General features: G+C 65.5%; 14 protein-coding genes. 3 read left to right on the top strand and 11 right to left on the bottom strand.

Annotated features, from left to right (window positions below):
- Nucleotides 1-198, top strand: a 198-nt coding sequence (locus ABWP92_RS13225) for a hypothetical protein (protein WP_502907532.1), incomplete at its 5' end; no start/stop codon positions are given.
- Nucleotides 199-330: 132 nt separating this feature from the next.
- On the opposite strand, the gene ABWP92_RS13230 is transcribed toward ABWP92_RS13225, so the two are convergent.
- The gene (locus ABWP92_RS13230) at nt 331-972 is read right to left on the bottom strand and encodes a LysE family transporter (protein ID WP_353235855.1); all 642 of its coding nucleotides are present in this window, start codon (nt 970-972) and stop codon (nt 331-333) included.
- Nucleotides 973-1,186: 214 nt separating this feature from the next.
- On the opposite strand from ABWP92_RS13230, the gene kefC reads away from it, so the two are divergent.
- Nucleotides 1,187-3,106: a glutathione-regulated potassium-efflux system protein KefC gene (gene kefC / locus ABWP92_RS13235; protein ID WP_353235856.1), complete on the top strand. Its 1,920-nt coding sequence runs from the start codon at nt 1,187-1,189 to the stop codon at nt 3,104-3,106.
- Nucleotides 3,107-3,195: 89 nt separating this feature from the next.
- Here the strand turns inward: kefC and ABWP92_RS13240 are convergent, their stop codons facing one another.
- The 10 genes from ABWP92_RS13240 to ABWP92_RS13285 all read right to left on the bottom strand — a co-directional run bounded on the left by ABWP92_RS13240 (nt 3,196) and on the right by ABWP92_RS13285 (nt 11,948).
- A complete protein-coding gene (locus tag ABWP92_RS13240; RefSeq protein ID WP_353235857.1) occupies nt 3,196-4,194 on the bottom strand; it encodes a Bug family tripartite tricarboxylate transporter substrate binding protein in 999 nt (332 codons plus the stop codon).
- A 112-nt stretch (nt 4,195-4,306) separates the two neighbouring features.
- Complete coding sequence (gene catC / locus ABWP92_RS13245; protein ID WP_353235858.1) at nt 4,307-4,591, bottom strand: muconolactone Delta-isomerase; 285 nt, start codon at nt 4,589-4,591, stop codon at nt 4,307-4,309.
- 33 nt (nt 4,592-4,624) lie between these two features.
- Nucleotides 4,625-5,962, bottom strand: coding sequence for a short-chain fatty acid transporter (locus ABWP92_RS13250; protein ID WP_353235859.1), 1,338 nt, complete (start codon nt 5,960-5,962; stop codon nt 4,625-4,627).
- 144 nt (nt 5,963-6,106) lie between these two features.
- Entirely contained in the window at nt 6,107-6,832 is a 726-nt protein-coding gene (locus tag ABWP92_RS13255) for an SDR family oxidoreductase (protein WP_353235860.1), read from the bottom strand.
- Nucleotides 6,833-6,883: 51 nt separating this feature from the next.
- Complete coding sequence (locus ABWP92_RS13260; protein WP_353235861.1) at nt 6,884-7,180, bottom strand: YciI family protein; 297 nt, start codon at nt 7,178-7,180, stop codon at nt 6,884-6,886.
- 154 nt (nt 7,181-7,334) lie between these two features.
- Entirely contained in the window at nt 7,335-8,408 is a 1,074-nt protein-coding gene (locus ABWP92_RS13265; protein ID WP_353235862.1) for a cyclase family protein, read from the bottom strand.
- Nucleotides 8,409-8,431: 23 nt separating this feature from the next.
- Nucleotides 8,432-9,235: a 3-oxoadipate enol-lactonase gene (gene pcaD / locus ABWP92_RS13270; RefSeq protein WP_353235863.1), complete on the bottom strand. Its 804-nt coding sequence runs from the start codon at nt 9,233-9,235 to the stop codon at nt 8,432-8,434.
- Between the two features lie 83 nt (nt 9,236-9,318).
- Nucleotides 9,319-10,524, bottom strand: coding sequence for a 3-oxoadipyl-CoA thiolase (gene pcaF, locus ABWP92_RS13275; RefSeq protein ID WP_353235864.1), 1,206 nt, complete (start codon nt 10,522-10,524; stop codon nt 9,319-9,321).
- A gap of 70 nt (nt 10,525-10,594) precedes the next feature.
- Nucleotides 10,595-11,242 (bottom strand): 3-oxoacid CoA-transferase subunit B, encoded by a 648-nt coding sequence (locus tag ABWP92_RS13280; RefSeq protein WP_353235865.1) that lies wholly within the window; start codon nt 11,240-11,242, stop codon nt 10,595-10,597.
- Nucleotides 11,243-11,252: 10 nt separating this feature from the next.
- Nucleotides 11,253-11,948 carry a 3-oxoacid CoA-transferase subunit A gene (locus tag ABWP92_RS13285; protein ID WP_353235866.1) on the bottom strand — a complete coding sequence of 232 codons (696 nt, stop codon included), beginning with the start codon at nt 11,946-11,948 and terminating at the stop codon, nt 11,253-11,255.
- A gap of 202 nt (nt 11,949-12,150) precedes the next feature.
- On the opposite strand from ABWP92_RS13285, the gene ABWP92_RS13290 reads away from it, so the two are divergent.
- Nucleotides 12,151-12,896: IclR family transcriptional regulator domain-containing protein (locus tag ABWP92_RS13290; protein ID WP_353235867.1), on the top strand; the 746-nt coding region annotated here is incomplete at its 3' end.

Here is a 12,896-nt window from a genome sequence, read left to right on the forward strand (position 1 = left end):
CTCTCGCGCCAGCAAGTCACCAACGCCTACCTGGCCGCCCGCAAGGATGGCACGCTGCCCCTGGCCGGCGGCAACAGCTACCCCGACCCGGCCGCCCGCGCGCAAGGCTCCTCCGTCGCCCGCAGCGACGTGCAACGCCAGGCTGCCAACGCCGGATTCGGCGGCAGCGCCCTGCCGGGCGAAGGCTCCGTGCAGTAACTGTTCCCCCGCGAACCAGGCAGGCGCCGCGATCCTCCCGCGCAACGCCTTGCGGCCCGCTTGAAAGCCGCTCCGTGCTCATCCACGGAGCGGTTTTTTTTCGCTCTGGGCACATGCGACGAGCGTTTCCCGTCAGGCGTGCTGGCCGCCGCGCTTGACGAAGAAAAGTCCCGTGCCCACCAGCATGAGCAGCCCGCCGAACACGCGGTTCTGGTTGCGCATGGCGCGCTGGCTGCGCATCCAGCGGCGCAGCGCGCTGGCGCTGGCGGCGTAGCCGGTCATCACCACCATGTCCACGGCGATCAGCGTGACGGCCATGATGAGCAGTTGCATCCACAGCGGGCGCTGGTCGGTCATGAACTGCGGCAGCACGGCCACCATGAAAACAATCCCCTTGGGGTTGGTGGCGTTGGTGAACATGCCGGTGAAGATGCGGCGGCGCAGGCTCATGGGTTCGGCGCGAGGCTCGCCGGTCTCCATCGGGCTGCCCGTGCCCGAGCGCCATTGCATGAAGCCAAGATAGATCAGATAGCAGGCGCCCAGCACCTTGACCACGTTGAACGCCATCTCGGACGCGATGAGGAGCGAGCCCACACCGGCGCCCGCGACGATCAGGATGAACAGCAGCCCGATCTCCAGGCCGATGATGGTTCCCTCCGTCTTTCGCACGCCGTACGACAGGCCGTGGCTCATGCATAGCACGGCGCCCGACCCCGGAGAGATGGCGATCAGCCAGGATGCCAGAAAAAACGCCACCCACGTATGCCATTCCATTGTCTGAAGCTCCCGTCCGATCCGGCCTGAATTTGAAGAACCTGAAATTCTATGCCTGACAGTGGGCTCCGCCCGCCAGCGGCTGCATAACCGGAGTGGACCCGAGGTTCATGACGAAGAGTTGCAAAAGCCCCTGCGCGCAAGATGCGCGGGCAGACGGACAAGTGCCAGAATCCTCCGTGGCACGTCCCCAATCCACATCACAGCGCCGCCCATGTCTCACGCTCCCGCCTGGCTCACCTATGGTTTCACCTATCTGGCCGCGGCCGTCATCGCGGTTCCCATTGCCCGCGCGCTGGGCCTCGGGGCCATCATCGGCTACCTGGCCGCCGGGATCGCCATCGGCCCATGGGGGCTGGGGCTCGTCAGCAACGTGCATGACATTCTTCACTTCGCCGAGTTCGGCGTGGTGCTGATGCTGTTCCTCGTGGGCCTGGAGCTTCAGCCCAGCCGCCTGTGGAACATGCGGCGTCCCATCTTCGGGCTGGGCACCGCGCAGATGGCCGGATGCGCCGGCGTTCTCTGGGCGGTGGCCTGGAGTCTTGGCCTGCCCTGGCGCATGGGACTGGTCGGCGCTCTGGGCCTGGCGCTGTCGTCCACCGCCATTGCGCTGCAGTCGATTGAGGAGCGCAACCTGATGCGCACCGACAGCGGCCAGAAGGCATTTTCCATTTTGCTGTTCCAGGACGTCGCGGCCATCCCGGTGCTGGCCCTGCTGCCGCTGCTGGGCGTCGGCGCGGCCATGAGCGGCGGCCAGGGGCTGAGCCACGATCCCGGCCACATCGCGTGGGAAGCAGCGAAGATCATTGGCGTGGTCGGCGTGATCGTGCTCGGCGGACGGTTGCTGCTGCGCCCGCTGCTGCGCTGGATCGCCAAAAGCAATACGCCCGAGATATTCACCGCCACATCGCTGTTCCTCGTCGTCGGCATCGCCATGCTGATGCTGGCCGTGGGCCTGTCGATGGCGCTGGGAGCGTTCCTCGCCGGAGTGCTCCTGGCCGACAGCGAATTCCGCCGCGAGCTGGAAACCGACATCGAGCCGTTCAAGGGACTGCTGCTCGGGCTGTTCTTCATCGCGGTGGGGATGAGCATCGATTTCGGCGTGATACTCGCCTCGCCGTGGACCATGCTGGCGCTGCTGCTGGGCTTTCTCGTTCTCAAGGCCGTCGTCATCCATGCGCTCGCCACGATCACCCGCATGCCTTATCAGGAGCGCCCGGTCTTCACACTGCTGCTCGCGCAAGGCGGAGAATTCGCGTTCGTGGTGTTCCAGGCGGGCGCCACGTTCAAGGCCATTCCCGACGAGACCGCGTCGCTGCTGATCGGCGCGGTGGCGCTGTCCATGCTGCTGACGCCGCTGATGCTGGCGGCGATGGACCGCGTGCTGCTCAAGCGCTTTGCCATGCTCAAGAGCGCGCCATCCGACGTGAAGGAGATCTCGGAGCCGCAATCCGCGCCGGTCATCATCGCCGGCTTCGGCCGCTACGGCCAGATCGTCGCGCGCATGCTGCTCGCGCAAGGCACGCCCGCCACGGTGCTCGACCACAGCGTCGAGATGCTGGAGGTGGCCCACACCTTCGGCTACCGCGTGTTCTACGGCGACGCCACGCGCACGAACCTGTTGCGCATCGCCGGGGCGGAACACGCCGCCGTGATCGTGGTGGCGGTGGACAAGCCGGACCAGTCACTGAAGATCGTGCAGATTGCGAAGAAGCATTTCCCGCACCTGAAGGTCGTCGCCCGCGCGCGCGACGTGACGCACTGGAACCAGCTGCGCGACCTGGGCGTGGAACATGTCGAGCGCGAGCTGTTCGAATCCAGCCTGATCACCGGGCGCACCGTGATGGAGCTGGTCGGCATCGCGCCGGAAGAAGCCGCCTACGTGGCCGAGCGCTTTCGCAAGCACAACATCGAACTGGCCAACCTCATGTATGAACATCACCACGACAACGCGGCCATGATCGCTGTGGCAAAACAAGGCCGCTCGCAGTTGGTGGAGCAGATGGCCAAGGAACGCCTGGAACACGAAAACGAAAAGAATCGCAGACGCGCCGAAGCCGAGGAAATGGCGATTTATGGAAAGAGCCCGCACGCGGGCTCCGTAAGCCCCGGCGGCGATGCCAAGCCCCAATGAACGAAGGCCGCGCGTGGACGTTTCCTGCCCACGCGCGGCCCGCATACCGCACCCCGGAGTTCATTCACCCCCGGGCTCTCGGAAGTCCATCAGTCGGCGGTGGCGCCGGAAGCCTTGACCACCTTGGCCCACTTGTCGGACTCGGCCTTGATGAAGGCGGCGAACTGCTCGGGAGTTTCGCTGACCACCTCTCCGCCCTGCTCCTTGATCTTGGCGCGCACGGTGGTTGATGCCAGCGACTTGGCAAGCGCGGCGCTGAGCTTGTCGACCACGGGCTTGGGCGTGCCCGCCGTGGTGAACAGGCCGAACCAGGAAGTGGCTTCATAGCCGGGGACACCCGCTTCCGCGATGGTCGGCACATCCGGCAGTTCGGGCGAGCGCTTGGCCGTCGTCACCGCGATCGGGCGCAGCTTGCCGGCGCGCACGTGGTTGATGGCCGAAGGCATGTTGTCGAACATGATGGCGATCTGGTTGCCCAGCAGATCCGTCACCGCTGGGGCGCTGCCCTTGTAGGGCACGTGCACCATGTCCACCTTGGCCATCATCTTGAACAGCTCGCCCGACAGGTGAATGGAGCTGCCGCTGCCCGAAGAACCGAAGTTCACCTCGCCAGGATGCGCCTTGGCATAGGCGATGAGTTCCGGCACGGTGCGAAACGGCTGGCTGGGATTGGCCACCAGCAGGTTCGGCACGTTCGCCACGCGCGACAGCGGCTGGAAATCCTTGACCGGGTTGAACGGCATCTTCTTGTAGAGCGCCTCATTGATCGCGTGGGTGCCGACGGTGCCCATGAACAACGTGTAGCCATCGGCCGGAGCCCTCGCGGCCAGCGCCGCGCCGATGTTGCCGCCCGCGCCCGCGCGGTTGTCCACCACGACGGACTGGCCGAGCTGCGTGGTCAGGTCCTGCGCGATCACGCGCGCCAGGATGTCGGTGGTTCCGCCTGCGGAAAAGGGCACGACGATGGTGATGACCTTGCTTGGAAAATTATCGTTCGCGGTGGCTGCGAACGGCACCGCGAACGCGGTGGCGGCGACGGCCAGGGTGGCGAGAACGGTACGGCGCTTGGCGCGATGTTGCTGAGCCATGATGTCTTGTTTCCTCGATTTGTGAAAGAGATGGTGGATGGGGTCGCCCCGCGCCTCATGAGCGCGGCGGCTTGTATGCAGAAAAGAGGTGGGCGCCGCGATGCGGCCCTTCCTATTCCTGGACGATGGAGGACGGGTGGTTCGCCAGCGGCTTCACCTTGATCTCCATGTAGGGGAACAATGGCAGGTTGTTGAGCAGGGTGTGCAGCTCGTCGTTGCTCGCCACATCGAAGATGCTCACGTTGGAATACTCGCCCACCACGCGCCACAGGTGGCGCCACTTGCCGTCCTTTTGCAGTTGCTGCGAGTAGGCCTTCTCGCGGGCCTTGATTTCGGCGGCCACTTCGGCGGGCATCGAGTGAGGGATCTTCACGACCATTTCGACCATGTACAGCATGGAATTTCTCCTTGATAAAAATTGAACGACAAATCAGAGGTGCGGCCAGATCAGGATCGCCGAGACGTAGATCGCACCCACCACGAACATGGAAACCACCGTGTAGCCCATGATGTCCTTGAGCTTCAGGCGCGAGAGGGCCAGCGCGGGGAGAATCCAGAACGGCTGCACCAGATCGTTCCAGGCGTTGCCCAGCATGACGGACATCGCCGTCTGCGCCAGCGACGCGTTCATGGCGTTGGCCGCATCGATCATGAACGGGCCCTGCACCATCCAGTGGCCGCCGCCCGAGGGCGCGAAGAAGTTGATGAAGAACGAGCTCACCAGTCCCCACAGCGGCAGCGTATTGGGCGTGGAGATGTTCACGAACATGTGCGCGATGCTTTCCACCAGGCCCGATGCGGCCATGATCGCCATGATGCCGGCGTAGAACGGGAACTGGAGAATGATGCCGCCGATGGTCTTCACGCCTTCGTTGAGTTTTTCGACGTAGTTCATCGGCGTGCGCAGCAGCAGCACACCCAGGAACAGGATGAAGAAGTTGATCAGGTTGAGGTCCAGCGGCCCCTTGTTCATGAAGTGCATCACCACATAGGCCATGCCCACGATGCCGATCACCAGGCTCAGGATGCGGCTGTGGTTGAGCTTGTGCGCGATGGTGTTTTCATCTCCGAGCAGACTCTCGCCGATGCTCTTTGCGGGCCCGCTGTCGTCCAGCGAGGGATCGATCTCCACGACCTTCTCGCCCGCCTTGGGATGCATGGCGGCGTTCAGCAGCGGCAGCACGATCAGCACGGCCAGCGAGGTCAGCAGCATCGGCGCGGAGAAGATGGTTTGCGTCAGCGGGATCAGTCCCATCTTGGATTCGAACGCATGGCCCTTGGTGGAAATGAGCACCGGAATGGTGGCCGAGAAGCCCAGGCCATACATCGTGAAGCCGCTGTAGGCCGACGCAATGATGAGAGGGTAGTGCACACCCTTGACGCGCCGCGCGAGCTTCTTGGCGACGATGCCGCCGATCATCAGGCCGAAGCCCCAGTTGAGATAACTGCCGATGCAGCCCACCAGCGTGGCGACGATGATGGCCTTGCGCGGACTGTGCACGCGGTCGACCACGCCGTTGAGCAAGCGGTCCACCAGGGGAGCGGATGCCAGCACGTAGCCCATGGCGAGAATCACCGCCATCTGAGTGGTGAAGGCGAGCAGGCTCCAGAACCCCTTGCCCCAGTCCATGGTGGTGGCCGTCGGCAGACGGCCTTCCACCACGATGGCCAGCACCATGGTGAGCAGCGTGAGAAGAATGGCGAACACGAACGGATCGGGCAGGTAGCGCCGCATCAGTTCGGTAAAGAATGCAGTGATTTTGGACATCGAAATAACGCTTGTTCATCCGGGCGAGGCCGCGCCAACCCTTGACCCGCCGCGCACGCCATCGCAGGCGATGCGCCGCGGGTGAAGGCTCGCCGCCCTGTCCCGTTTTCTTGTTGTGTGAAGAGAAACCGAAGAGGTTGCCGCTCAGACGCCGGCAACCCCCACGGTCATGCCGCCGCAGACATACAGGATCTGGCCGGTAACGAAGCCGCTGCGCGCATCCAGCAGGTACGACACGGCATGGGCCACATCGTCGGGCGTGCCCACGCGCTTGACCGGAACCGCATTGATGATGGCCTGCGTGCGCGGCGCATCGGGCGGGTTCGCCTTGTCGAACAGTTCGGTGCGGATCGGGCCGGGGCCGACGGCATTGGCGGTGATGCCAAAGCTGCCCAGCTCAAGCGCCCACACGCGCGTCATGCCGATGAGGCCCGCCTTGGTGGCGGAATATGCGGTGCGCAGGTCCTTGCCCAGCGCCGCGCGCGAGGACATGTTGACGATGCGCCCGAAACCCGCCTCCTTCATGCCCGGCAATACCGCCTGCATGCATTGCAGCGAGCAGCGCAGATTCAGCGCGTAGGCAAGGTCGAATTGCTCGAGCGTCTGCGACTGGGCCTGCGCCGGGACAACCACGCCCACGTTGTTCACCAGCCGGGTGATGGGGCCGCCCTCCAGCGCCTGCTCCAGCGCGCGCGCGGTGGCTTCGACATTGGACAGGTCGGCCTGGATGCCGCCCGGGATGTGATCGACGACACGGTCGATCACGATGGGCTCGAAGCCATCGGCCCGGCAGCGCTCTGCTGTGGCCGCGCCGATGCCCGCGCCGCCTCCGGTGATGAGCACGCGCTCACGGTGAGATGAAACTGTCATGAAAATAAATCTCCTGAAGGAATGCCGCAGGCCGCCGGGCAGCCGCGCGCGTCACAGATAACAGCGGCCGTCCATATAAGCCTTGCGCCAGCGGGTGAGCGTCACGCGCTCGAACAGGCCCGCCGCGTGGAACGGGTCTGCCTCGATGAAGCGCCGGGCTTCCTCGCGCGTATCGAGCGCCACCACGTACAGGCCGCCGCCAAGATCCGTGCCGTCGTCGGCGAGCTTGGCTCCGCACGCATGCAGCAGATGCTTGTTGCGCTCCAGATAGTCCAGGTGCGCGGCGCGGGTGGCCTGGCGCACATGCTGGTGATCTGGCTTGTCGAAGGTTTCAATGATGAAAGGCACTGCCTTGTCTCCTGTTGCGCCGTGGCGCGCTCCCGTGTCTTGCGGAACGCGCCACGGCGTGAATTCATTGCCGGACCAGGAAGCGCCGGCGGCTCATGACGGACCCGGCCACCGCCGCCAAGCGGCGCGGCCAGGCCCGGTGAAGGGCGTCATCTCACACCGTGGCCACCGGCGTGAGAGGCGATGCGATCGCGCCGGGCAGGTTCAGCGGCGGAGCGGTCAGCAGGAAGCGGTTGCGTCCATGTTCACGCAGCCAGTTGGCCAGCGGCGTGAGATGCCACAGCTCGCCCAGATGCACGCCGAGCTTGAACAGGCAATGCTCATGCAAGGGCAGCGCCGCGCAGCATGCCGGGCCCTGCCTCGCAGGGAAAGCCTCCACCGCATAGTTGTCCGCCGCGATGGCGGCGAGCTGGCTGTCGGTGATCCAGTCAAGCAGCTTGGCGTCGCGCCCGTCCAGCACCGCGCACGCGGCGCCGAGCACGGCGGGATCGGGCTGCTTTTTCATGTCGAGCACGCGCTGCGCGAAGCCGGTGTGCAGGCAGACGATGTCACCGGGCTCCACGATCACCCCGTCGGCCTCCATCACGCGCATCAGCGTGTCGTAGCCGACCACGCAGCGCTCGTCGCCCAGGTGCGCGCGCAGGTCGATCATCACGCCCCGGCCCTGCACTCCCGTGCAAGCCATGCCCTCGATGCCCAGCGGCCCCGCCGATGACGTGCTGCGCGCCGCGCCGGGCGCGGCGGGCACTCCGCAATCGCCCACGTCGGATGGTCCGAGCACTTCGCGGCCAGCGCGAAAGCCGTTGTAGTACACGGCTTCCGGCAAGCCGTCGCCGTCAGCATCGAACATGCCGCCGGCATGCGCCAGCCCGTCCCATTGCGTGGAGTACTGCAAGTGCAGGATCGCAAGATCATCGGACAGCACATCGGTGCGGCCCGGCTCGAGATCCCCCAGCAGGCAGTTGAAGTTCACCAGCCCCTTGCGCAGCAGCGGCCGCAGCACGGGCGGGTTGCGGTTCGGATTGAGCGCGTTGCCGCCGGGATAATCCAGCGGCAGGCTCAGCGCGAAGCTCAGCCCCTCGCGCACCTCGGCGGCGCCTTCACGGACCTTCCGCGGCGTGAGCAGGTTGAGCCTGCCCAACTGATCGTCCACGCCGAAATCGCCCCAGGTCGAGCCCTCGGGGCGCTGCTTCCAGCGCGGATGGGTTGCTGTTTTCTGATCCGGCATGTCCTTCACTCCCGGTGGCCCGATCACGCGCGCAGGAACTGCGACAACGCGTCGTCGAACGCCTGCGGCGCCTCGAGATTCGACAGGTGCGAGGCCGGCACCTCGGCCAGCCTGGCGCCAGGAATGCGCTGCTGCATGAACTGCCCGTCGGCCACCGTCGTCACCGGATCGGCGCTGCCCGCCACGATGAGCGTGGGAATGCCGATGCCGGCGATGCGCTCGCGCAGGTCGGCCCCCGCCAGCGCGTCGCAGCAGCCCGCATAGCCTTGCGGATTGACGGCCGCGATCCACGACTGCGCGCGCGCCACGGTCTGCGGATCGGCCTGGATGAAGCGTTCGGTGAACCAGCGCGATGGCGACGATTGCGCCAGTTCCTTCATGGCTGCCTCGCCCTTGTCGCGCACCAGCGCGGCGCGGGCGTTCCATGCGTCGGCCGTGCCGATCTTGGCGGCGCTGTTGCACACGGCGATGCTGCTCATGCGCGAGGCGGCATTCAGCCCCAGCCAGAGGCCGGTGAAGCCGCCCATCGAGATGCCGCAGAAATGCGCGCGCCCGATGCCCAGCGCATCCAGAATGGCGACCACATCCGCGCCCAGCAGGTCGAAGCTGTACGCGCCGGGCGAAACGACGCTGCCGCCGTGGCCGCGCGTGTCATAGCGCACGACCCGGAAATCCCTGGAGAACTTCGCAGCCTGCGCGTCCCACATCTCCAGCGTGGTGCCAAGCGAATTGGAGAACACCAGCGCAGGCGCGTCCTGCGGACCCTCCACGCGAACACGAAGGTGGCCGCCCTGCACGGCGATGAGTTGCCCGTCGTTCTGATTCACTGTCTCTTTCCTTCCATCGCGGCGCCGCAAGACGCCGCGCCTGCGCCCTCTCCCGCAAGCGGGAAGGGGTGGTTTCTTTCACATCACACTTTTTCCAGAATCACCGCGATGCCCTGGCCCACGCCGATGCACATGGTGCACAGCGCATAGCGGCCGCCCAGCGTATGCAGCTGGTTCACCGCGGTTGTCGCCAGGCGCGCACCCGACGCGCCCAGCGGATGGCCCAGCGCGATGGCGCCGCCCCACTGGTTCACGCGCCTGTCATCGTCGGCGATGCCCAGGTCGCGCAGCACGGCCAGGCCTTGCGCGGCGAAGGCCTCGTTCAGCTCGATCACATCCATCTGCTCGAGCGTGAGGCCGGTCAGCGCCAGCACCTTGCGCACGGCGGGCGCTGGGCCGAAGCCCATGATGCGCGGCGCGACACCGGCGGTGGCCATGCCCACCACGCGGGCCTTGGGCACGAGGCCGTATTGACCGGCGGTCTTCTCATTGGCCAGCAGCAAGGCGCAGGCCCCGTCGTTCACGCCCGATGCGTTGCCCGCGGTGACGGTGCCGCCTTCGCGCACCACGCCCTTGAGCTTGGCCAGCGCCTCGATGCTGGTGGCGCGCGGGTGCTCGTCCTGCGAGAAGATGATCGGCTCGCCCTTCTTCTGGGCGAGCGAGACGGGCACGATTTCCCTGGCGAGGTAGCCGGCGGCGATGGCCGCCGCTGCCTTTTGCTGCGAGGCGAGCGCCATGCGGTCCTGCGCCTCGCGCTCGATCCTGAAGTCGTCGGCCACGTTCTCGGCCGTCTCGGGCATGGAATCCACGCCGTACTGCTGCTTCATGAGCTTGTTCACGAAGCGCCAGCCGATCGTCGTGTCATATACCGCGTTGTTGCGGCTGAAGGCGGACTCGGCCTTGGGCATGACGAACGGAGCGCGGCTCATGCTCTCCACGCCGCCCGCGATCATCAGCGCCGCTTCACCCGATTTGATGGCGCGCGCCGCCGTGCCGACGGCATCCAGGCCCGAGCCGCACAGCCGGTTCACGGTCGCGCCCGGCACCTCCACCGGCAGTCCGGCGAGCAGCGAGGACATGCGTCCCACGTTGCGGTTGTCTTCTCCGGCCTGGTTGGCGCAGCCGTAGATCACGTCGGTCACGGCCTTCCAGTCGACATTCGGGTTGCGCTCCATGAGCGCCTTGATCGGCAGCGCGCCAAGATCATCCGCGCGCACGCCCGATAGCGAGCCGCCGTAGCGGCCGAAGGGAGTGCGGATGGCGTCGCAGATAAAGGCTTGAGTGGTCATCTTTCGGTGTCTCCGTTGGGATGAGGTTTGGGTGGATGGTTGAATGAACGGGGTTGCCCGAGGGCCGCCGTCAGGCCGCCTGGATCGGCAGGCCCACGAGCTTTTCGAGTTCGGCATGCTCCATGCCCTCGACCATGTCGATCAGCCGCAGGCCCTGGGGCGTGCATGCCAGTGTCGCCACGTCGGTGTAGATGCGCTTGACGCAGGCAATGCCGGTCAGGGGATAGGTACACTGCCTGACGATCTTGCTCTCGCCCTTCTTGGTGAGCAGGTCCATCATCACCCAGGTCTGCTTGGCGCCGATGGCCAGGTCCATCGCTCCGCCGACCGCCGGGATCGCGCCCTGCTCGCCCGTGCTCCAGTTCGCCAGATCGCCGGTCTGCGACACCTGGAACGCGCCCAGCACGCAGATGTCGAGATGGCCGCCGCGCATCATCGCGAAGCTGTCGGCATGGTGGAAGAAGGCGCCGCCCGGCAGCAGCGTCACGGGCTGCTTTCCGGCGTTGATCAGGTCGTAGTCCTCCTGGCCCGCCACGGGCGCGGGGCCCATGCCCAGGATGCCGTTTTCGCTCTGCAGGATGACTTCGCGGCCTTCGGGAATGTGGTTGGCCACCGTCGTCGGCATGCCGATGCCCAGGTTCACGTAGGCGCCGTCGTGGATGTCCTGCGCCACGCGGCGGGCCAGTTCATCCTTGGTACGTTTTTGGTAATTGCTCACGATTCAATCCTCACTTCTTGAAGCCGCCGGCCTGCGTGGCAACGCGTTCGATCTTCACGATACGGTTCACGAAGATGCCGGGCGTGACGATGGTTTCCGGATCGAGCTGGCCCAGCTCCACGATCTCGTGCACCGACGCCACCGTGCGCCTGGCGGCCGTCGCCATCACCGGTCCGAAGTTGCGCGCGGCCTTGCGATAAAGGAGATTGCCCCAGCGGTCGCCCGTTTCAGCCTTGATGAGCGCAACGTCGCCGTGGATGGGGTACTCCAGCACGTACTGGCGGCCGTTGATCTCGCGGGTTTCCTTGCCCTTGGCGAGTTCCGTGCCGAAGGCGGTCGGGCAGAAAAACGCACCCACGCCGGCGCCCGCTGCGCGCAGGCGCTCGGCGAGGTTGCCCTGCGGAACCAGCTCCAGCTCCAGCTTGCCGCTGCGGTACAGCTCGTCGAATACGTAGCTGTCCGCCTGGCGCGGGAAGCTGCACAGGATCTTGCGCACGCGCCCCGCCTTCAAAAGCGCGGCAAGGCCCGTGTCGCCGTTGCCCGCGTTGTTGTTCACCACGGTGAGGTCGCGCGCGCCCTGCTCGATCAGTCCGTCGATGAGCTCGCCGGGAATGCCGGCCGTGCCGAATCCGCCGATCAATACCGTGGCACCGTCCTGGATGCCTGCCAGGGCCTCGGCCACTGACTCCGCAATCTTGTTGATCATGTCTTGATGGGTTGGAGTTGCTGAAAGCGCCAGGCAAGCCGCCTGTCGATTGAATCCTGGGCGCCGAAATTTGTTCGCATTAAGAACAAATGTTCGTATAATGAATTTTAGGACGGAGCCGCTCTGCTTCACAATGGTTATAGATAGGTACAAACCCTAGGAACCCGCCTGTCCTACAGGCAACTGCCCAGAGAATTCGCATATGACCCAACCCACGCCGGGAGATACCTACGTTCAATCCTTCGCCCGAGGGCTTGAAGTCATCCGCTCCTTCAGCGCGAGCACGCCGCAGCAGACATTGAGCGAAGTGGCCGCGCAAACCGGCCTCACCCGCGCTGGCGCGCGGCGCATACTGCTGACGCTGCAGACCCTGGGCTATGTGGAAAGCGATGAGCGGCTCTTTCGCCTCACGCCGAAAATCCTCGACCTGGGCTTCGCCTATCTCACCTCCATGCCCATGTGGGATCTGGCCGAGCCCCTGATGGACCAGCTGGTGGGCAAGGTGCATGAATCATGCTCGACCGCCGTGCTGGACGATCTGGACATCGTCTACGTGCTGCGCGTTCATACGCACAAGATCATGAGCACCAATCTCTCGGTCGGATCGCGCCTGCCCGCGTTCTGGACGTCGCTGGGCCGCGTACTGCTCGCGGCGCTGCCCGAGGACGAGCTCAAGGCGCGCCTGGACCGCCTGCCGCGCAGGCAGTTCACCCAATACACCACCGTGGACGACGCCGCGCTGCTGGAGCGCATCACCGAGGCCCGCGAGCAGGGCTGGTGCCTGCTCAACCAGGAGCTGGAGGAAGGCCTCACCTCCATAGCCGCGCCGATCAAGGACCGCGCGGGCAACACCATTGCCGCACTCAACATCAGCGGCCAGTCCAACCGCACGAGCGTGGAAGTGATGAAGGCGGAACTGCTGCCTCAGTTGCTGCAGACCTCGCAGGC

Source organism: Diaphorobacter ruginosibacter, from assembly GCF_040396215.1.
GTDB lineage: Bacteria > Pseudomonadota > Gammaproteobacteria > Burkholderiales > Burkholderiaceae_C > Diaphorobacter_A > Diaphorobacter_A ruginosibacter_A.